The sequence below is a fragment of the Nocardia sp. NPDC003963 genome (genome assembly GCF_053605105.1).
This window is the reverse complement of sequence record NZ_JBSGIP010000025.1, coordinates 63,115-83,332: the sequence shown is the minus strand read 5'-3', so window position 1 is coordinate 83,332 and position 20,218 is coordinate 63,115. Positions and strand designations below refer to the sequence as shown.

The 20,218-nt window shown below is 67.6% G+C and carries 19 protein-coding genes; 7 read left to right on the top strand and 12 right to left on the bottom strand.

Annotated elements, in window-relative coordinates; genetic code table 11:
• Positions 1-91 precede the first annotated feature (91 nt).
• A complete protein-coding gene (locus ACWEWT_RS27645) occupies positions 92-1,303 on the bottom strand; it encodes a CaiB/BaiF CoA transferase family protein (RefSeq protein WP_452563245.1) in 1,212 nt (403 codons plus the stop codon).
• Positions 1,304-1,555: 252 nt separating this feature from the next.
• Between ACWEWT_RS27645 and ACWEWT_RS27640 the strand changes: the two genes are divergently transcribed.
• Positions 1,556-2,644, top strand: coding sequence for a hypothetical protein (locus ACWEWT_RS27640; RefSeq protein ID WP_452563243.1), 1,089 nt, complete (start codon positions 1,556-1,558; stop codon positions 2,642-2,644).
• 38 nt (positions 2,645-2,682) lie between these two features.
• Here ACWEWT_RS27640 and ACWEWT_RS27635 read toward each other — a convergent pair whose 3' ends face one another.
• Positions 2,683-3,858 carry an alpha/beta hydrolase gene (locus ACWEWT_RS27635; protein WP_452563241.1) on the bottom strand — a complete coding sequence of 392 codons (1,176 nt, stop codon included), beginning with the start codon at positions 3,856-3,858 and terminating at the stop codon, positions 2,683-2,685.
• Positions 3,859-3,958: 100 nt separating this feature from the next.
• The gene (locus tag ACWEWT_RS27630) at positions 3,959-5,050 is read right to left on the bottom strand and encodes a homogentisate 1,2-dioxygenase (RefSeq protein ID WP_452563240.1); all 1,092 of its coding nucleotides are present in this window, start codon (positions 5,048-5,050) and stop codon (positions 3,959-3,961) included.
• A gap of 140 nt (positions 5,051-5,190) precedes the next feature.
• Here ACWEWT_RS27630 and ACWEWT_RS27625 point away from each other — a divergent pair, with 140 nt between their 5' ends.
• Both ACWEWT_RS27625 and ACWEWT_RS27620 read left to right on the top strand, forming a co-directional pair.
• A complete protein-coding gene (locus ACWEWT_RS27625; RefSeq protein ID WP_452563238.1) occupies positions 5,191-5,904 on the top strand; it encodes a TetR/AcrR family transcriptional regulator in 714 nt (237 codons plus the stop codon).
• A 72-nt stretch (positions 5,905-5,976) separates the two neighbouring features.
• The gene (locus ACWEWT_RS27620; RefSeq protein WP_452563236.1) at positions 5,977-6,540 is read left to right on the top strand and encodes a TetR/AcrR family transcriptional regulator; all 564 of its coding nucleotides are present in this window, start codon (positions 5,977-5,979) and stop codon (positions 6,538-6,540) included.
• Positions 6,541-6,955: 415 nt separating this feature from the next.
• Here the strand turns inward: ACWEWT_RS27620 and ACWEWT_RS27615 are convergent, their stop codons facing one another.
• The 3 genes from ACWEWT_RS27615 to ACWEWT_RS27605 form a co-directional block, all read right to left on the bottom strand.
• Positions 6,956-8,566 carry a SulP family inorganic anion transporter gene (locus tag ACWEWT_RS27615; RefSeq protein ID WP_452563234.1) on the bottom strand — a complete coding sequence of 537 codons (1,611 nt, stop codon included), beginning with the start codon at positions 8,564-8,566 and terminating at the stop codon, positions 6,956-6,958.
• 236 nt (positions 8,567-8,802) lie between these two features.
• Positions 8,803-9,651, bottom strand: a complete 849-nt coding sequence (locus ACWEWT_RS27610) for an LLM class flavin-dependent oxidoreductase (RefSeq protein ID WP_452563232.1) — start codon at positions 9,649-9,651, stop codon at positions 8,803-8,805.
• 254 nt (positions 9,652-9,905) lie between these two features.
• A complete protein-coding gene (locus tag ACWEWT_RS27605) occupies positions 9,906-10,835 on the bottom strand; it encodes a zinc-binding dehydrogenase (protein WP_452563230.1) in 930 nt (309 codons plus the stop codon).
• Positions 10,836-10,973: 138 nt separating this feature from the next.
• Between ACWEWT_RS27605 and ACWEWT_RS27600 the strand changes: the two genes are divergently transcribed.
• Positions 10,974-11,624, top strand: coding sequence for a TetR/AcrR family transcriptional regulator (locus ACWEWT_RS27600; protein ID WP_452563228.1), 651 nt, complete (start codon positions 10,974-10,976; stop codon positions 11,622-11,624).
• Between the two features lie 172 nt (positions 11,625-11,796).
• On the opposite strand, the gene ACWEWT_RS27595 is transcribed toward ACWEWT_RS27600, so the two are convergent.
• Complete coding sequence (locus ACWEWT_RS27595) at positions 11,797-12,033, bottom strand: hypothetical protein (protein WP_452563226.1); 237 nt, start codon at positions 12,031-12,033, stop codon at positions 11,797-11,799.
• Between the two features lie 624 nt (positions 12,034-12,657).
• Here ACWEWT_RS27595 and ACWEWT_RS27590 point away from each other — a divergent pair.
• The gene (locus tag ACWEWT_RS27590; RefSeq protein ID WP_452563225.1) at positions 12,658-13,530 is read left to right on the top strand and encodes a methyltransferase domain-containing protein; all 873 of its coding nucleotides are present in this window, start codon (positions 12,658-12,660) and stop codon (positions 13,528-13,530) included.
• A gap of 26 nt (positions 13,531-13,556) precedes the next feature.
• Here the strand turns inward: ACWEWT_RS27590 and ACWEWT_RS27585 are convergent, their stop codons facing one another.
• Positions 13,557-14,096 carry an AAA family ATPase gene (locus ACWEWT_RS27585; RefSeq protein WP_452563224.1) on the bottom strand — a complete coding sequence of 180 codons (540 nt, stop codon included), beginning with the start codon at positions 14,094-14,096 and terminating at the stop codon, positions 13,557-13,559.
• A 331-nt stretch (positions 14,097-14,427) separates the two neighbouring features.
• Positions 14,428-14,883, bottom strand: coding sequence for a hypothetical protein (locus ACWEWT_RS27580; RefSeq protein WP_452563222.1), 456 nt, complete (start codon positions 14,881-14,883; stop codon positions 14,428-14,430).
• 143 nt (positions 14,884-15,026) lie between these two features.
• Here ACWEWT_RS27580 and ACWEWT_RS27575 point away from each other — a divergent pair, with 143 nt between their 5' ends.
• Positions 15,027-15,335: a hypothetical protein gene (locus ACWEWT_RS27575; RefSeq protein WP_452563221.1), complete on the top strand. Its 309-nt coding sequence runs from the start codon at positions 15,027-15,029 to the stop codon at positions 15,333-15,335.
• 186 nt (positions 15,336-15,521) lie between these two features.
• On the opposite strand, the gene ACWEWT_RS27570 is transcribed toward ACWEWT_RS27575, so the two are convergent.
• Positions 15,522-16,136: a TetR/AcrR family transcriptional regulator gene (locus ACWEWT_RS27570; RefSeq protein ID WP_452563220.1), complete on the bottom strand. Its 615-nt coding sequence runs from the start codon at positions 16,134-16,136 to the stop codon at positions 15,522-15,524.
• Positions 16,137-16,331: 195 nt separating this feature from the next.
• On the opposite strand from ACWEWT_RS27570, the gene ACWEWT_RS27565 reads away from it, so the two are divergent.
• Entirely contained in the window at positions 16,332-17,066 is a 735-nt protein-coding gene (locus ACWEWT_RS27565; protein WP_452563219.1) for an SDR family NAD(P)-dependent oxidoreductase, read from the top strand.
• Positions 17,067-17,086: 20 nt separating this feature from the next.
• On the opposite strand, the gene ACWEWT_RS27560 is transcribed toward ACWEWT_RS27565, so the two are convergent.
• Positions 17,087-19,372 (bottom strand): AAA family ATPase, encoded by a 2,286-nt coding sequence (locus ACWEWT_RS27560; protein ID WP_452563217.1) that lies wholly within the window; start codon positions 19,370-19,372, stop codon positions 17,087-17,089.
• Positions 19,369-20,016 carry a hypothetical protein gene (locus ACWEWT_RS27555; protein ID WP_452563215.1) on the bottom strand — a complete coding sequence of 216 codons (648 nt, stop codon included), beginning with the start codon at positions 20,014-20,016 and terminating at the stop codon, positions 19,369-19,371. Before ACWEWT_RS27555 ends, ACWEWT_RS27560 begins: the two co-directional genes overlap by 4 nt.
• Positions 20,017-20,218: the final 202 nt, after the last annotated feature.

The window sequence follows — 20,218 nt, the reverse complement described above, 5'->3', positions numbered from 1 at the left end:
CACCCGTTACGCCAAGCGTGCCGCTTACTACCAGGCCGAACTCACCATCGCCGCGATCGTGCTCTGGTTGCGATGAATTACAGGACAGGCCCTAGACGATTCCCCGGGCGCGCAGCGCCGCCACCTCGGCCGCGGATTTCCCGAGCAGCCCGGAGTAGACCTCGTCGTTGTGCTGGCCCGGCCGGGCCGATCCGGCATTGCGAATTGTCCCCGGTGTGGCGGAGAGCACCGGGATCACGCCCGGGCCCTTCACATTCCGCCGGATCCGTTCGTCGTAGTGATCGGCGATCATGCCGCGTGCGTTCAGCTGCGGATCGGCGACGACCTCGGCGACCGTGTTGATCGGCCCGCTGATCACCCCGGCCGCGCTCAGCGTGGCGATGATCTCCGCGGGTTGCCGGCGCCGCGCCCACTCTCCGATGACGGCGTCGAGTTCGTCCTGGTTGCGACCGCGTGCGGTGTGGTTCGCGAATCGTTCGTCGGTGGCGAGTTCCGGCTGGTCCATCGCGGTACACAGCCGCCGGAACACCGTGTCCTGGTTGGCCGCGATCACCACCCAGCTGCCGTCCGCGGTGGGGTAGATGTTCGACGGGGCGATACCTTCCAGCCGGGTCCCGGAGGGACCGCGCACCACCCCGCCGATGTCGTAGTCCGGGATGGTGGATTCCTGGACCGCGAGACAGGCCTCGGTGAGTGCCGCGTCGACGATCTGCCCTTCACCGGTGACCGTGCGCCGGTACAGCGCCGCGAGCGCGCCCTGGACGGCGAACATTCCGGCCAGGCTGTCCCCGAGGGAGAGTGCGAGCCGTGGCGGTGGGCCGCCCGGGAAACCGTTCATATGGCGCAGCCCGCTGGCGGCTTCGGCGACCGAGGCGTACCCCGCCTTACCTGCTTCCGGACCGGTCTGCCCGTACCCGGAGACCCGGACCAGGATGATGCCGCGATTGCGTTCCCGCAGCACGTCGTAGCCCAGTCCCCACCGCTCCAGCGTGCCGGGCCGCAGATTCTCGACGATGATGTCGGATCGCCCGGCCAGCTCCAGGAACAGGTCCCGGCCCGCGTCCTCGCGCAGGTTGAGGGTGATGGCTTTCTTGTTGCGCGCGTGCACCGTCCAGAAGAAGTGGTTGCCGTCGAGTTCGGCCTGCCCCCAGGTGCGTAGCGGGTCGGGGGCGTCGGGGGGTTCGAGCTTGATCACCTCGGCACCCATATCACCCAGTAGGCGGCCGGCGAAGGGGCCGGAGATCAGGGTGCCGATCTCGAGCACCCGGATACCGTCGAGCGCACCGGTTGTCGCGGAGTCCATCGCGGCATTATCTCCGGTGTCGCTGCCGAGCGCCGACCGAGGCCGGATATCGGTCGGGCAGCATAGCGTGTTCCTGTTCGGCCGCTGCTCGGATCTCGTACCCGACGGCGAAACCCTCTCCGCTGCTGGAAATTCGGGGGTTCTGTTCGGGCGCGAGCCGAATCATCTATGCTCACCCGACAGGTTGAGCGAACAAGCGACTTCGGATCGACCGGCCGAACGGCTTCGGTTTCTATCTGATCCGCTCAGGAGATGGGGTTGGGGCTTCACAACAAGTGTGGTGCCATCCGGGATCGAATACTGAAAGCCGTCGAGTCGACCGGGGCCGGTTTCGCGGGATTCGGTAAGCGCACTGCCGACCATCTGCGGGCCGGGACCGACGGCTTGACAGCGAAGGACAAGCGCTTTCGGCCCGGAGCGTTCGAGCAGGCCATGCAATCCACGGGTGCGAACAAGCCGCAGCCGTTGGGAGGGGGCGTGAGCGCCACCTATCTGGCCGCCGGCCCCGGGGGATCACGATCGGTGTACAAGCCGAGCTACCTCGAGAACTTTCCGTTGTTCGCGCACGGCCGAGTCACCCGCCTGCGCTATGGGATCCCCGCGGGGGCCGGACATCTCGCGGCGCGGGATGTGAGTGCCTTCCGGCTCGACGAAGCGCTGGGCTTCGGCCGCATACCTCCCACCGGCCTGCTGAAAGGCCCGTTCGGCGAGGGCTCGAATATGCAGTGGGTCTTCTCGCGGCCGAGTCACCCGCTCCTGGCCTCCCGGCGCATCGGCAGGGAGGGCTTTCTCACTCGGGAGCCGACCGCGAAGCATGGGGACAGCATCACATCGAAAGCCGAGGTCGCGCGGCTGATGCGGCAGGACGAACTCGATGCGGCTTATCGCCGTTATCCGAGGGTCCAACGCGAACAGATGGCGGTCCTCGACTACATCATGGGCAATACGGATCGCCATCTGGGCAACTTTCGCACCGATCGCCACGGTGGGATCGTGGCGATCGACAACAGTCTTTCCTTTCCGGAAACCCCCGACTCCCGGTTCGGCATACGTTCCGATTTCGTGAAACAGTTCCAGCACGTCGAACTGAGTGCGGACGTGCTGGAATCTGTCCGATCACTCGATCCGGAGCATCTGCGCGCCGCGTGGCGGGATGCCGGGCTCAGCGACACAGCTGTCGACGGTGCGCTTGCGCGGTGGCGAGAGATATGTGAAAACGGTGCCATCACCGGCGAGGCGTGGCCGGGCCTCATCAACGCCTCCACGGTCGAGTTGGATACGGCGTCCCTGCCGATCGGCTGGTTCGAAACCGGTCGTCCGCCGCCACTCGGGACCGCGTAGCGGGACGGATCTGCCGAGTCGAGCGCACCGGCATTCGGTCACCGGCTCGGGGCGAGCGTGCGGTCGCGCAGCCAGCCGTCGATCAGCGCGATCGCCCTACCCAGTGGTTCCCGCTGATCCGCGCCCAGATAGTAGTGGTTTGCGCCCGCGATCTCGTGCAGCTGTTTGTCCGCGCAGCCGAGCGCCGCATAGATCCGGTGCGCGTGCGAGGGTGTGCACACATTGTCGGCGGCGTTGTAGAGGACCAGAGCGGGTACCGCGATATCCGGACCGCAGGCCACCGCGTCGCCGCGGGCGTCGTCGATACTCCACTGCGACAGCCAGCTGCGCAGGGTGGTGAACCGGGCCAGGCCGAACGCTCCGGTATTCACCTCCCGCGGTTCGCCCAGATAGGACTCACCGGGTTCGCGGTCGTTGGGGTCGAGCGTGGGATCGAGCACGGTGGGGTCGGCCATGGTGCCGTGCACGACGAAACAGAACTCGTCCTGTGGCCGGTCGGAGGCCTGGATCGTCGCGAGTTTCTCCTTCACCCAGGCGGTGATCCGGCGGTTCCGGTCGTGCTGTGCCTGCCGATACCGGGCCACGAACTCCGGGCTGTAGGGCGGGCGGTCGGGGTTGTCCGGGTTGTAGAGATCCAGTGTGGGATCGCGGCGCGCCGGATCGGTTTCGTCGAGGATCGACGGGTCCAGGCATTCGGTGAGGGTGTGGTGGCGGCTGATATGGGCCGCCATGAGCAGGATGCCGTCGGCCGGGATCAGGTCGAGTGCGGTGAGATCCGGTCCGTCGCCGGAGGGGGCGGCGGTGACGGTCGGATGTTGCGCCTGCTGCTGGTAGTACACCGAGAGCGAGCCGCCTCCGCTCCATCCGGCCAGGACGACCTTGTCGTAACCGAGCCGCTTCTTGGCATCGCGTATGCATTCCCCCAGGTCCTGCACTACTTTCTCCATGAGCAGGGCCGCGTCGGCGCCGCGGTAGCGGCTGTTGCAGACGATGATGTGATGCCCGGCCCGGGCGAGCGCGGTGACGATGGGCAGGTAGGTGCCGCTGGATACGGGATGCATGAGCACCAGCACCGTGTCCGACGGCACGTCTTTCGGTTTCACCAGGATCGAATCGAGCGTGACCATCTCGGTGAGCCCGCCGTAGGCGTCCCGGGTGCCGGAGGTGTTCGCGTAGGCGACCACATACGGGACGCGTTCGACATGATGCGACATCGTTGCCTGCCTTCGTCTTTCGCTGCTTCGGGAGAATGCGGGGCGATCCGTGCTCGAGGCGGAACGGGCGGCCGGGGGCGTGGGGCCGGCCGACCTGTTCTCAGTGCGCGCCGAGGTTGCCGGCCACGACCTCGGGGGAGGGGGTGAGCCGGCGCCGGGTGTCGATCGCGATGGTGGTCCACCCGATATGGGTGATCTCCTCGCGTTTGCGGCGGGCGCGCTCGCGCATCTTCTCCGGCGCGCCGTGATGGACACCCTGCGGCGCGTGGGAGATCAACCCCGGCGGCATCGGTACGCCGTACATATCACCGCCGTGGAAGAACGCGATCTCGTCGTAGTCGGCATTGCGGTGATACCAGGGGATCGTTTCGGTACCCGGCGCCGATTCGGCCCGTTTCGGCAGGAAGTTCATCACATACACCCCGGTGGCCTGCATGAACAGATGAACGGTGGCGGGGAGATGGACGGTATCGGAGAGTACGACGTTGTAGTCGGCGATATTGAAGGTGAACGGGAAGTTGTCGCCCTGCCAGCCCACGACATCGAGTGGATGGTGCCGGTAGAACAGCGAAGTCGGTCCGCCCTCGTGGATCAGCCGCACTTCGTACTCGTCGCGGCCGTCGTCGTCCATGGCCTGCGGTTCGGGTACGACGATGCGGCTCGGGTCGAACGGGAAGTGGCGGCCCAGCGGGCCCGCCGGTGGTACGCGGAACTCTTCGGTCGCCTCGATCATCAGCCAGGTCGATTCGCTGTCGGGGACCTGGCGGAACGTACACGCCTTCGGGATGTAGACCCAATCGCCTTCGCGGTAGCGCATCGGTCCGAACTCGGTCTCCAGCAGGCCGGTTCCCCTGTGCACGAACGAGAGCAGATCGCCGTCGACGTAGCGCGCGAAGAACGGCATCTCCCGGCCGCGGCGGCTCAGCAGGATCCGGCAGTCGGCATTGGCGAACAACAGCAGCGGCGACCCGGCGGGGTCGGTGGAATCGGTGGGTTCCAGAGCGTCGGCGAGGATATCGACCGGGGCCAGCGGGCCCTGCGCGCGATAACCCATCGGTTCGTTGCGCCGGTACAGCTGGGCGGTTCGCCCGGTGAACCCCCCACGACCCAGTTCGTCGTCCTTGAGACCGTCGAGATCGGCGTGCAACCGGTCGGGAGTGGTGCCTTTCCGCAGGTGCACAAAGGATTCCATGGAGTACCCCGTCCTCGTCGGATGTGCCGCCGTCGCGCACGGTGGCCGTGGCCGCCCCGCCGCGATCCGCCACACCGCGCAGCTTTGTGATCGCTGTCACCCTCGCAGAGAAATTGATAGCTGTCAATATAATTCGCTTCATGGACGCAGAGGTCGCAACGGAAACGCAGGGGCCGCGCAAGGGCCGGGGCCGGCCACCCGCCGGTGATTCACCGGCCTCCGCGGATGAGATCCTGACCGCCGCGCTGCGGGTTTTCGCGCGCGACGGTTTCGCCGGTACTTCGGTGGCCGCGATCAACCGGGAACTCGGGGTGAGCCACAACCTGATCCATCAGCGGTTCGGGACCAAGGAGGCGCTGTGGTATGCGGTGGTGGACTGGATCTTCGCCAACGCCGTCACCCTGCTGAAGATCCGGTCCGAACGCGACGACCTGCCCCCGCTCACCGAATTCCGGGCGGGCATCATCCGCTTCCTGGAGCTCCAGGCCGAATACCCCGACGTGGTGCGGTTGATCAGTATGGAATCGGCGATCGAAGGACCTCGCCTGACCTACCTCTACGACCGTCACATCGAACCGATGCTGGTGCTGCTCGCCGAACCGCTGAAACCCCTCGTCGCGCAGCGGATCCTGAACCGCGACGATCTGCGCACCCTGCATTTCCTCATCGCCCACGGTGCCACCGCGCCCTTCGCGCTGCTCCCGCTGGCAACCCGGATGGCTCCGGCCGATCCCCGTTCCGAGCGGGCGGTACGCCGTCATGCCCGGCTGGTCGCCGATACGATCGTCGCCGGTATCGAAGCCCGCGCGGCGGGTCGGGTCCCGGGCACCGGGACAGTCCGCGACACGGAGTGAAACCGCCGGAGGTGGTGGCCGGGAACCGTCCGCGGAATGGGTTTCGCTCGGCCCACCCTCTAGGCTGACCCGATGGCGCGAGCTCGGGGTGCTGTCCAGTTGACGGTCGAGGATTGGTTGCAGACCGGATATACGATCCTGGCCGAAGAGGGATTCCGGGCACTCAAACTCGACGATGTCTGCCGGCGCCTCGGTGTCACCAAAGGTAGCTTCTACCACCATTTTCCCGATATCCCCGCCTTCAAGGACGCGCTGGTGACCTCTTGGGGCGGCTGGCGCGACCGGGAACACCGGCAGCTGGAGGCCTCGGCCACCGAACCGCCGCGGGAGCGGCTGATCGCGATGATGGCACTGCTCGCGAGTCCGCGGCACTGGACGCTGGAACGAGCCATGCGCGAATGGGCCCGTTCGGATCCCCGCGCGGCCGCGAGTACGCGCGCCTCCGACCGCCGGGCCCGCCGGGCGGTGCGGCAGGCGTTCCTGGATCGAGGATTCGACCCGGAGACCGCGAATCGGCGGGCGGAGTGGATGTTCGCGATGGGTATCGGCGCACTGCATCTGTCGAATTCACCGCGTGCCGGGCGGTCGGCGGCCGCCGAACGGGCGGCCCTCGTCGACTTCTTGCTGCGCCCCTGAATCCCATACTGCGCGAACACCGTTCACCGTCTGAGGTGTGTACTGCCCCGGCGCTTCTCGATCGGTGGGCTCGGCGAGTGGTGGTCCACCCGTTGCCGCCGGGCCGGAAGCTCGCGGATAGGGCCGGGTCGGGCGCCGGCGGGAGTACGTTCTCCGTGTCGATCTATCCGTACCGGGGTCGATCACTCCGTACCGGGTCCGCGCGGGACCGGGCGGCGTCACGCTCCCCGGTGCAGCACCCGATCGGCCGGACCGCGGAATTGCGCGGGTATCTCGGCCTGGTGCCAGTGCGGATAGATCAACTCCGGTGCGCTGACCAGGTCGAGCGTCCGCAGCTCGGCCGGCCGTCCGATTCTCCCCAGGCTACGGGCGAGACCGCCGTCGCCGCTGCCGGTCTCGCGCGGCGACGGCCCGCTCAGTGCCCGCCGGTCAGATGGCCCGACAGCCGCTGGTGCCGGGCGACCGAGGCCGGATTCAGGCCGCGGATCTCCACCCGCTTGCCCTTGGCGGCGTATTTGGTGGTGATGGCGTCCAGTGTGGCCACCGCGGAGGCATCCCAGATATGTGTCTCGGACATATCGAGCACGATATTGGGCGGGTCACCGCTGTAGTCGAATCGGTGGACGAGATCGTTGCTGGAGGCGAAGAACAGTTCGCCGCGCACCTTGTACACGCGGGTGGTGGCGTCGGGATCGGTGGGTACGACTTCGGTGAAGTGCGCGACCCGGTGCGCGAAGCCGACCATGGCGGTGATGACACCGGTGACCACGCCGTAGGCCAGATTGTGGGTGACGACGGTGACACCGACGGTCAGCAGCATCACGGCCGTCTCGGCGATCGGCATCCGCCGCAGTGTCGCGGGGGCCAGCGAATGCCAGTCCATCGCGGTGACCGACACCATGATCATCACCGCCACCAGTGCCGCCATCGGGATCCGCGCCACCAGCCCGCCCAGCCCGACCACCAGGATCAGCAGGAAAATACCGGCCAGGAAGGTCGAGATACGGGTGCGGGCACCGGAGACCTTCACATTCATCACGGTCTGGCCGATCACCGCGCAGCCGCCCAGGCCGCCGAAGAAACCGGTGACGATATTGGCGATGCCCTGGCCCCAGCTCTCCCGCGTCTTGTCCGATGGAGTATCGGTGATCTCGTCGACGAGCTTGGCGGTCATCAGCGATTCCAGCAGCCCGACCACGGCCATCGCGAACGCGTAGGGCGCGATGATCCGCAACGTCTCGAAGTTCAGCGGTACCTGCGGAAGCAGCGGGACCGGCAGCGCGGACGGCAGATCGCCCGCGCCACCGACATCGGGAACGTGCAGTCCGAACGCCATCGTGACCGCGGTCAGCGCGATCACCGCCACCAGCGGCGCGGGGACGGCGGTGGTGATTCGGGGCAGTAGCGCGATAATCGTCATTCCTACCCCCACCAGCGGATACACCAGCCACGGGACGCCGATCAGCTGGGGGAGCTGGGCGAGGAACACCAGGATCGCCAGCGAATTGACCACGCCGACCATCACGCTGCGCGGGATGAACCGCATCAGTTTCGCGACCCCCGCCGCACTGAGCGTGATCTGCAGGATCCCGGCCAGGATCACCGTCGCGAGCAGATAGTCGAGCCCGTGTTCGCGAACGACCGGCGCGACCACGAACGCGACCGCGCCGGTCGCCGCGGAGATCATGGCGCGGCGACCGCCGGTGAACGCGATGGTGACCGCCATGGTGAACGACGCGAACAAGCCGACTCGTGGGTCGACACCGGCGATAACGGAGAAGGCGATCGCCTCCGGGATCAGGGCCAGCGCTACCACCAGCCCCGCCAATACCTCGGTACGTAATTGTTTCGGGCTGCGCAGCGCCGCTGTCACCGATCCGGCGGGCCGGCCGGTACGAACTACCGTCGGCACGGTCGCTCTCCGTTCACTGAGTACGCGGCTCCGGCCGCGCGACGCCGATCTCGATCCGGCGCGGCATATCCGAGGAAGCCGAACGGGTGGGGCGGAGTCGTACCGAAACGACATCCGGAACCGGCCCTACCGCCGGACATCGGTGGTCGGCGAGCACTCGGCGCGGCAACTCTACCCTCCGCCGCGGGCGGAGTCGGCCCCGCATCCCGCTGACGTGGCCGGAACCCGGCGTCACTCATCGCGCCGAATCCGCGTCGCCGAGTAGCGAGGCGCTCCCGCTACTCGGCTCGCCGGCCGCTACTTCACCCCGGCGGTCCCGGATATCGCGGCGGAAGCTCGGCGCCGGAGGCTCAGCCGACCACGTCGGCCAGCCGGTCGACCTGGTCGGGATCGGTGCCATAGCAGTAGAGCATCACCTCGTCGGCCCCGAGATCGGCGAACTGCCGTATCGTCGCCCGGATCTCGTCGGGGGTCGTCCGCATCCCCGACACCATGTTCTCGGCCCAGTCCGTGAACGCGTAATAGGCGCCGATGGCCGCCCGTGCCTCCTCGACGACGGACTCCGGGCCGAGCGCGATATTCACCTGGGCGACGATCCGGGGTTCCCCGGTGCGTCCGTACTCGTGCCAGGACCTGCGGACCGAATCGAACAGCTCTTCGCACCACTGCGCCGGGGCCGCGGACAGGAAGCCGTCGCCCCAGCGGGCGACCCGCTCCAGCGCGACGGGCCGGAAGCCGCCGAAGAGGATCGGCGGCCCACCGCGGCGGACCGGTGCGGGCCCGATCGGGCCGCAGCCGGCGCCGAACGGCTCGCCCGACCACAGATCGCGCAGGTGCGCCAATTGTTCGTCCATCCGGCGCCCACGGCCGCGCAGATCGACACCCGCCGCCAGATGATCGTCGGCGCGGCCGCCGACGCCGAGTCCGAGTACCAGCCGGCCCGCGGACATACGGTCCAGCGTCGACACCTGTTTGGCGAGCAGCGCGGTATCGCGCAGGGGAGCGAGCAGTACCTCGGTCTGTATCCGCACCCGGCCGGTGGCACCGGCGAGCACCGACAGCGCGACCAGCGGTTCGGGATTGTCGTAGACGAGGCGATCGAGCAGGCCGAGTGTCGAGAACGGCCCGGCATCGGCCCGCCGCGCCCATTCGAGCAGGGCGGCGGGGTCGGCGATCGGCAATCCGATTCCGATATGCATGGAATTCCTCCGGAAAAATGGGTGGGCAGATAACGCCGCCCACTCCATCGCCCGGATCGTCCGGGCGCGGGCTCCCACTCTGCGGCTGTACTTCCGGGGAGCTCCGATCGGATCACGGCGACTATAGGCCGCGATATCGGCCGCGCACAAGCGGCAGCCGAACGGCGGCCCCGGACCCGCTCGGCCGGAACCTCTTCCGGCGCCGGGACGCTGCCGTGCGGTCGCGGTGAACAGAGCGGCCGGTTACTGCGGACTCAGCTCACTTCGAGCACCGCTTTGCCGTGCAGGCGTCGCGACAGCAGTGCCTGCGTCGCTTCACCGGCCCGGGACCAGTCACCTCGCCAGGCGATATTCGGATGCAGGATCCCGGCCGCCACCTGTCCGGCGAGCCAGGTCAGATCGCGGCCCAGCGCGGTGTCGGCCAGGAGGAAGAACGAGGTGATGGACCGGTTGTGCCGCCCGTTGTCGCCGAACAACGCTCCGAACGGGAATGTCTCGTCCGCGCCCGCCGCGTGGCCGACCGCCACCAGGGTGCCGTCCTCGGCGAGATGTTCGTAGGCGTCGACGAGCTGGCTCCCGCCGACCAGATCGATCACGCCGTCGACCGGTTCCCGCAGCGCGCCGGGGCGGGTGACGACTTCGGCCGCGCCCAGCTCACGCAGACCGGGAGCGTGCGCTGCCGGATCGCCGGTCGCCGCGACGACCTGCGCGCCGCCGAGCGCGGCCAGCTGGACCGCGTACCTTCCGGTGCCGCCGGTCGCTCCCGTGACCAGCACCCGGCGGCCGAGGATCGGTCCGAGCCGATGCAGGGCCCGCAGCGCCGTGGTGGCCGCGACGGGGATCGTGCTGAGTGCCCCGAGATCGGCGCCCGCCGGGGCCGTGCCGATCAGTCCGGTATCCACGGCTCGTAACTGCGCCCACGCGCCGGTCCAGCCGAGGGTGGTCACCGGGGTGCCGGCGGTCGGCCCCGAGCCGTCGGCGGCGGCGCGTTCCACAATGCCCGCCGCATCCCAGCCCAGGACCGTCCCCGGGGCCGCCCCGGCGATCCCGATCTGGACCTCACCGTGATTGAGCGAGGTGGCGGTGACCCGGACGACGGCCTGGTGTGGTTCCGGCACCGGATCGGGAACCTCCCCGATACGCAATCCGGACGGAGCGGAGCGGTCGACGATCAATGCCTGCATGGGGCAGCGCCTTTCGGGTGGGTGTCGGCTCGGTGCCCGCCGTTCGCCCGGCGGCCCTTCCCCTAAAGTGCCACTTAGTGGCAAATGGCGTCAAGGGGCGATAGGAAACGAGAGGCGTCGGCTCGTTATCCTCTGGGTATGGCCGACGTTGCGATCGACCGGCTACCGCTGCGGGAGCGTAAGAAGCTCCGTACCCGGCAGGCATTGGTCGACACTGCTCTGGAACTGTTCGCCGAACGCGGATTCGACAGCACCACACTGGACGAACTCTGCGATGCCGTCGACGTATCCAAGCGGACCTTCTTCCGCAACTTCACCAGCAAGGAAGACGTCGCCATGGCACCGCTGCGGGATCTGTGGGCGGCTTTCCTCGCCGATCTGGCGACCCGCGAACCCGGTACCGGACCGCTGTACCGGACCCTGCGGGACAGTCTGCTGGCGGCGGTGGATCGTATGCCCGCCGACGGCTGGGCCACCCGGGCCGTCCACAGCCACCGCCTGGCCCAGTCCACGCCGTCGATGGCCGCGAACAATCTCGAGTTCTGCGACCGGACGGTCCGCGAGGCGCTGGAAATTCTGCGGACCCGTTACGGCACCGGTCTGCCCACCGACCTCCGGCCCCGCCTGGCACTCGATATCGCGGTAGCCGCGTTCCATCGCGCACTGGACGCGTGGAGCGCCGAACGCGGCGAATTCGAGATCGGCGCGCTGGCCGACCGTATCCGCGCCGCCTTCGCCGCCGTACCGGAAGCGCTGACCCTCACTCCGGAGCGCCGGAAGACCAGCTGAAGAAAAACCAGGACCCCGGAAAGCCAGTGGCTTTCCGGGGTCCGGCCGGTCGCGGAGCGAATTGTCCGGGACCTACGCAGTTTTGGGGTGGTGCACTACATCCTCACCGGAGCGGCCACGCCCGGCGAACAGGGGCCGCAGAAATCGACGGGAGGATGCACAGGGGTACTTCTTATTCGGGGGTACCGGTATCGCCGCCGGCGGCGGAGCCGGTCAGCAGGGGCAGCAGCGCCGGCAGCAGGTCTGCGGACCCGGTGGTCGCGCCCGGAGTGCCCGTGCCCCCGTCATCGGTGACAGGCACCGCTTCGGTCAGCGCGACAGGTGCTGCGGAAGCGGCACCGGCCGCAATACCCACGCCGGCCGCGGCGATCGAAACGGCGGCGGCGAAGGTGCTGAATCTGGATCTCACAGTGTTCCTTTCGGTGGTGTCCCGGGTTCGGGACGAGGATCATTACGCTCACATATGTCCGGCGGGTGCGAGAGTGTTACAGCGAGATCGGTTTTCTCTCAGTCGATTGGCGGCACTTCGAATCTCTCACCCGCTCTGCCGGGGCCCCGGTGCTCCGCGTGCCTCGGATCGGCCCGGTCCGACCGTCCCGCAGCCGATTACGTCCGCGTGGGCGTGCCGATCGATACCCGAATCCCGGAGAGGATCCGGGATTCACCGGCATCTCGGATGGATTCACGGCGAACCCTCTGCCCGCGTGGTCATTTCGCGCAGGGCGCGGTCGATTCGGTGACGCGGCATCGCATCGACGGCCTCGGCCGCGTCGGAGTCGGTCCCGTCGAGTGCGAGCCGCCCTTCCTCGCTCCGCGGCTTCCGGGAAGCGGGCGAGACGGCCGCATCAGTCCCGAACGAGTGTGCACGACCCGTCACCCCCGGACTCCGCTGACGGACACCCGCCACCCCGGCCGATCCGAACCGCCGCCGTGTCCCGGCCGTGACCTCCGGTCCCGCCCGATCGCGCGTCCACCGGCAAACCTCCACCGAATCGATCCCTTCACCAGGCGTTATGGCGCCACGTTCCCGCTAATGTCGGAATCCGTGCCGAGCGAACACGCGGAGCCTGCCTGGACACCGTCGTTTCATCTGGACGCCATCGCGGCCACGCGCGCCGCGGACGCGACGTCCGGCGCCGATCCGACGGCGGTGCTGATCGCCGCGCTCGATCTGCAGGCCGGATTGCCCGGTATCCGGCGGATGCGCCACTGGGCGCACGCGGCGCTGGCCGTCGGTGCGGGGGAGCGAGCTCTCGATATCGGCTCGGGGACCGGGTCGGAGGTGCTGGAGTTCGCGCGCCGCGTCGGGTCCGGCGGGCAGGCCGTCGGAGTCGAACCGAATCCCGCCATGCTCGCGGTGGCGCGGGCGCGGGCCGCCGCGGCGGGGACGCGGTGCCGATTCGTCGAAGCCGACGCCTACCACCTGCCGTTTGCCGACGATTCCTTCGACGCGGTCCGCTGCGAGCGCGTCTACCAGCATCTGGACGATCCGGCCGCCGCCACCGCGGAGATCGCCCGGGTCCTGCGGCCGGGCGGCCGGGTGGTGCTCGTGGACAGCGATTGGCACACCGCCGTCCTGCATCCCGGTGACCCCGGGGTCGTCGCGCGTATCACCACCGCGATGCTCGGTGCCGTCCCCAACGCCGGGTCCGGCCGCCTGCTGCGCGGACTGCTCGTCGCGGCCGGTTTCGAGATCGACGATATGGGTTCGGAGGCGGTGATCTTCGACCCGGCCACCGCGCGCCCGATGTTCGGCGAGGTGGGTGGGAGCGCCGTGGCCGCGGAAGTGATCACCGAGCAGGAGCGCGACGAGCTCGTGGCCGCCATCGAAGCGGGTATCGCGGCCGGCGACTATCACCTGTCGGTGACCATGTTCGCGGTGCTCGCCCGGCTCCCGGCCCGATAGTCACGTTCCGGTCGCAGCCGGGCAGTTCATTTCCGAGAGCGCGGTTTCGCCGCCACCCGCCCGATTCTGCGCACCAGATCGACATGGTCGACCGGCCGCGTCGTATCGACCACGCACACCGGCCCGAGTCCCAGCGGCACCGCCTGCGCCGCCCACCTGTCCCAATCCTCGGCCAGGCGCTGTTCGTCCCGGTACAGCGCGGCCCGCCGCCGCCCGGCGTACCGCGCCCGCGCCACCTCGGGTGGTACATCGCACCAGATCTCGACGAACCGGCCGGGCGCCACTCGCTCGATCCCGGCGCGCGCGAACCGGAGATCGCGCGGCCGGAACCACCAGGAGTCCACGACTACGTCCCGCGGTACGGCGCGGGCCAGTGCCCAGCCGGTATCCATCGCGATCCCGCCGAGGTCCCGCTCGGTATCGATCCCGGTGACACAGCCCGCGAGCGCCTCTTTGACGGCGTCCTTCGAGACGAATGCCGCCGGTAGGGCCCCGGCCAGCGCCGTGCCGAGGGCCGATTTACCGGAACCCGGTAACCCGTTCACCAGCACCAGAAGTTTGTCCACCGAACCATCGTCGCGTTGGTCCGGTCGAACGAGCACCCCCGCCCCCGAAACCGTCCGCACACCTAATCTTTCGACCCTTCCCGGCCGTCGATCCAGCTGAATGCGCCGATTGCCGCGGGCCGGGGGTGAAGGGGAGCCGCGGCCGGTGAAGTATCGCGATGCGGAGATGGTGGTGAATATCGAGCCGGCCGCGAGTAGGACGACGGTGGATTCCGATGACCGCTCACCGATCAGCTGTGATGTTCAGATGCCACTGCTCACCTCGATCGTGAGTCGAGTGGACCTCGCCCGGCCTGTTCCCGCGCGGCCTGTTCCGCTGCGGTCGGCTCGCTCAGCCGGACTGACCGGGTGCCGGGTCGGACGCGGCGGGAAAACGTTTCAAGAAACGTTCGGTCTCTTCTTCGTCGAGCTGGTCCGAAGAGCTACCCCAGGGAATGGAAGCCGGGTCACCCATTTCTGGTTTTCCGCCGCCACGATAGAACTCGGTCAGTGTCGCATCAATTGTGTTCTCGATGAATCGATCGGGTTCCGATGCTGTCGGCACCTCGGATATACAGCTGATCTGCAGAACCTTCCGCTGCTCGGGCAGATCGTCCGAAGTGAGTTCCTCGTTGTACTGGAGCCACTGTTCCACGAGCCTGAAAGAATCGAACCAGTCTTCTTTCACGGAGAAATACGTGGGTTCCTCGCCGATTTCGAGCGCCATTCGCTTTGCGTAGATCGAGACGAGCCGGACAGCGTCGTCCATCGTGCCGTAGATGTGCACGCTTCCCCGGAACATGGTCATAGGAGTGATATATACACCCGTTTCGGCTCGGGCGACAAGCGGCCCGGCCGCCGCTCCACCGGCGCCGATCCCGCTGAAGTGGTTGCGCTACAGGGTAGTTGACGAATATCCTCACGGTACTCGATACCGATAGGGGGCTCTCGATGTTCGTCATCAAACGTGTGCTGGCCGGTTCCGTGCTCGCCGGGATGCTGGTGATTCCGGTGGCTCCGGCGCATTCCGCGCCGATGAGCCTATTCCCGACCGACGCACCGGGCGTGGTCGCGAGCGAATTCGATTTCACGAAGCCGAAGAAGACGGTGACCGTGAAATGCTATTTGATGAACTTGCGAAACGAAGCCACGGGCGAACCGGTTTTCGGTACCGGCCGAACCAAGGCAGAGGCTCAGGCCGATGCGAACCGTAAGGTGCCGCGAGGGCACAAGCTGAAGCACTGCGATCTCGTGCGCTGACCGCAATCCGCCACAGAACGACCCCTGGAGGCTGTCCCGGGGATGTTCGTCATGTGCTGGGCGATCCGGGCTACCGATTTTCCGGTCGAGGAGCTGTCGAGTAGCCGAGGTCGGCATTGTGAACTCGATCGCGCATCGTCCAGGTCGTGCTCGAGTTCTCGAGTCTTTGTCCGGGCCGTGTCGTGCTCAGTTCGCGGACTGTCCCGGCGGTTCCGCGGGGAGGGCGTTGTCGATGAGCAGGGCGGCGATGGCGGCGGCGGTCGGGAGGGTTTCGCTACCGAGTGCCCGGGAGCGGGCCGAGGCGCCGTCGAGGAGCAGTGCCAGTTGTTCGCCGAGTTGTTCGGGGTCGGTGGCTCCGGCTTCGCGGGCGGTTTCGGTGAAGCGGGTGGCGACGGATGCCTTGTAGTCGTGGGCGCGGTCGCGCGCCGGGTGGTGCGGGTCGGTGATTTCGACGGCGGCTGCGAGGAAGGGGCACAGCGGTCGTACCTCGTGCGGTGGTTCCGACGGTTGTTTCTGGAAAGCGGCGAGCAACCGCGCCCGCGGAGTGAGATCGGTGCGGTCGAACACTTCGGGCATGGTGTCGGGATCGTGCCGGCGCAGGTACTCGGCGACGAGTTCGTCTTTGCTGGTGAAGTGCTGGTAGGCGGTGCGTTTGGATACCTGGGCCGCCGAGCAGAGCTGGTCCATACCGGTGTTGTTGATGCCCTGTTCGCGGAACAGCTGTTGTGCGGCGTCGAGGATGCGCTCGCGCGCGCCCCGGCCACGACGTCGGCCTCGGGGGCCCTTCTCCAGCTCGGTCACCGCTCCAGGATACAAGTCGGGTAACGATGGGTGTACTTAGCTTGCGTTCCGGTCGATGGGCGGATAGCTTACGTAAACCGATATGTTTACTTAGTGGGTTCTGTGTGGTGACACGCGGTGTGCGTGATGTCCGTCGGCGGCGTGCGGCCGTGCATCGGCGCGGATCTGCTCGATCATGGGAATGGAAGAGTGGTCATGGGAAAGCTCGATGGCAGGGTCGCGGTAGTCACGGGAGGATCGAGCGGTCTGGCGTTGGCGAGCGCCGCGCTGTTCGTCGAAGAAGGCGCGTACGTCTTCATCACCGGCAGGCGGAAAGAGCCGCTGGACGAGGCCGTCGCGCTGATCGGGCGCAATGTGACCGGCGTGCAGGGCGACGCTTCCGATCTGGCCGACCTGGACCGTCTGTTCGAGACGGTCGAACGGGAGAAGGGCAGCATCGATGTGCTGTACGCGAGTGCCGGGATAGGAGAGGCGGCTCCGCTCGGCGAGATCACCGAGGAGCATTTCGACAGGACCTTCGGGTTGAACACGCGCGGCACGTTGTTCACGGTGCAGAAAGCGTTGCCGCTGTTGAACGACGGCGGATCGATCTTCATGACCGGGTCGATCGCCTCGGTCAAGGGCTGGCCCGATTACAGCGTCTACGCGGCGAGCAAGGCCGCGCTGCACGCACTCGCCCGGGTGTGGCTGTACGAACTCAAGGACCGGCGGATCCGAGTCAATGTGCTGAGCCCGGGCCAAATCGCCACGCCGATCCAGGAGCAGATCTTCGACGCGGAGACCAAGGCGCAGTTCGAGGCTCTGATCCCGCGGGGGACGATGGGCCGGCCCGAGGAGATCGCCACGGTCGCGCTGTTTCTCGCTTCGGACGACTCGTCCTATGTCAACGGTATGGAGTTGGCGGTCGACGGCGGCACCTCGGCGATCTGATCCCGTCGGCCGTGCTACGGCTACCGCCGCCGCGTCCAGGTGAGGAACTGCTGGGCGGTGAAGATCGGTTTCGCGAATTTGATCGCCTGTTTGGCCTTCCCGGACTGGGTGCCGGCCTCGGCGGCGATCAGTGCCTCGCACTTCGTCTTGGTGACACTTGCTACGGGGGCGAGTCCGCGCTCTTCGGCCAGTTGTTCCAGATCGACCCGTTCCCAGGGGATTCCGGTGTCGTCGGTGAAGCTTCCGGTGAAGCAGACCCGTGCGCCGGGCACCAGGACCGCGGTGAGATCGGCCGAGGCCGTGGTGGAATCGGGGTCGAGCAGGGGATATCGGAGTATGTGTTCGAGGTCGCGGAGCAGAGCTCGGGTGTGGTCGTCGGGCCGGATTTTCGCCGCCGCGGCGTGTAGGTGTTCGGCGAGGATTTGTTCGCGGTTCCGGTCGGCGGGAAGGATGCCGTCCGCCCGGAAACAGTCCGGCCCGCCGCCCCGGCACAGCAGATATCCGGTCGCGGCGGCGGCGGTCGGGAAAACGCCGGCGCTCGGCGGTGGCACCGGCCGGCGCGCGACGATATCGCGGACTGCACGGGCGCGGTCGATCGCGCGGGGTGCGTCGAGCCGGTCCCGGTCCGCCGGTGTCAGCTCGGCCGGGCTCAGCTCGGTGCCGATGGGTATCGCGACCGCCGAACCGTTGCGTTTGAGTTCGGTGTCGATACAGCGGAGGTAGCGGTCGATATCGGCGCCGATCGGCGTCCGGCCTTCCAGATACGGCGCGAGCGCGGCCCAGGCCAGGGGCAGGGTCGGTGCCAGGAGTACATCGGCGGCGGCGATACCGTACGCCGCGCGCGCGGCTCCGAGATCGCGCTCGGGGTTGATCAGGGTAGTGATCTCGCTCCCGTCATCGGTGATCAGGGCGATTTCCACCGGCCTCGGATGATCACGCCGTCCTTCGTCGCCGACCGTGCAGACACCCAGGTACACCGGACCCAGTGCGGCCGGGGCCCGCTCGCCCGTCCCGAGGAATCGCCGTACCCGCAGATCGGTCTTCAGATCCTTGGCCGCGACGGGACGCCGCAGGACCAGACCCGCCATCGAGGTGCAGCGGCTGAGCGCGACATACAGCTGCCCGTCGGCGAACGTTCCACCGGTGAGATCGACGACGAGCCGGTCCAGTGTCTGGCCCTGCCCCTTGTGGATCGTGATGGCCCAGGCGAGCCGGAACGGTAGCTGGGTATAGGTGCCGACGGCTTCGTTGCGGAGCGCTCCGGATTCGACCACCGGCCGGGTGATCTCCCAGGTGTGCGGTCGCACCTCCACCCGCATACCGGAGGGAAGCTTCACCGTGACGACCGGTTTGCCTTCCTCTGCCCGATGCCCGGCGACCTGTCCTATCGTGCCGTTCGCCCATCTGCCCATACCGTCGTTGGTCAGCAGCATGATCTGCGCGCCGACCTTGTAGGTGAGTTCCCGTTCGGTCGGCCGGTCGAAGCCGTCCAGCTCCCCGGTTTCCACGGCCCGGCAGATGATTTCGGGCTGCTCCAGCAGGCGGAGTCGATCCCGGTTCCGGCGGTCCGCGCTCTTGTTGGTGGTGGTCAGGGTCAGCCAGAACTCGTGGACAGGCGGCCGGAACTCCGCTTCGGTCCGGGTATTCAGTTCCGCCAGGAGCTGCGGGTCGATCGTGCCCGCGCGGATCGCCGCGAGGATCTCCAGCAGGCGAGCATCGCCGACCTGCCGGAAAACCCGGGTCAGTTCGATGGTCGGGAACCGTTCCGGCGTGAAACAGTCGGCGGAGAAGAAATAGGGCGATTCGTACCGTGTGGTGAAGAATTCCCGCTCGCTGTCCAGTACGACGGGCGGCAGCTGGAACAGATCGCCGACCAGTACGATCTGCACTCCACCGAACGCGGCACCCCGCCGCGGGCCGAACCGTTGCAGCGCGGCCGCGAGCATATCGAACAGATCCGCCCTGATCATCGATGCTTCGTCGATGACGAGGGTGTCGAGCTCGCGCAGGGTGGGGGCGAACCGCGCGGGAAAGTACCGGCCGCTACGGACCTCCTCGAGGCCGGTCTCCGGCCGGAACGAGAACAGGTTGTGAATGGTATGACCGGCGACGTTCAGCGCGGCGATACCGGTCGGCGCGGCCACGACCACCTTGCGTTCGGTGGTGGCGAGGAACTCGCGGACGAGCGTGGATTTGCCGGTGCCGGCCTCACCGGTGAGGAAGAGACTCTCCCCACGGTGCAACCGGGCGAGTGCCTCGGTGAACTCCGCCGTGTAGGTGAGTCCGGCGGTATCGGTCGCCGTCATATGTCGTCCCGATGCCACGGTCGACCGGGGGCGGAGCGGGTAGCTCGTCGGCCCGGTTCCAGGTCCAGTACCTCGATCAGGGTGGGGTCTTCGTCGATGGCGTGATGGAGATGCCCGCTCCGGCCGGCACCGTCGATATCGGTAGTTCCGGCCAGCTGCCAGATCCCGGCGGGGTCGTGGTGCACCCGCAGGATGGGCTCGTGCTTGTCGAAGACCTGGTGGGTCTGCGCGGACCGGGTCTGCATCAGCCAGTGGCGCATCCACCGGGTCCGGGTGTCGTGCTCTACGACACGGTCGACCACCCACCAGATGAACGGCAGGTCCTCGTGTGCGCGGGCCTGGTCGGCGGTCAGATCCGGGCCACCCTGCGGCACCTGCTCGAACGGGTCGTCGACGAGTGCGTACGCGGGGGAATCGCCGTTGTCGAAGACAACGGCGTGGAAGGTCGCGCCGCCGGGGTTACCCGCACCGATCCCGACGCTGAACCGTGCGATGTGTGGATCGGCGCCCGTGGTCCAGCCGAAAGCGTACGACGCGAGTTCGCCCTGGGGACCGATGAATTCGCCGAATGCCCGGCGGTCCATACCGGTCGCATCCGGTGTGGGAACTTCGACCGTTTCGCCCGGGACTACTTGCACATGCATCGAAGAAGCTTAACGTCGGAGACATCCACAGCTCCCGCGTCGACAGACGACACATCCGCGTCGTGCACACGCTTACCGAGGAGCGAGCGTTCGCGTTGCAGCGTCTCACCGACTCCTCCGGGCGAGTTGGACGTTTGTCCGTTTACTTGTTGTTGCCCACCGGTTGCCATGAGCTCATCTGACGGCGCCAAGCTGGCGCGGA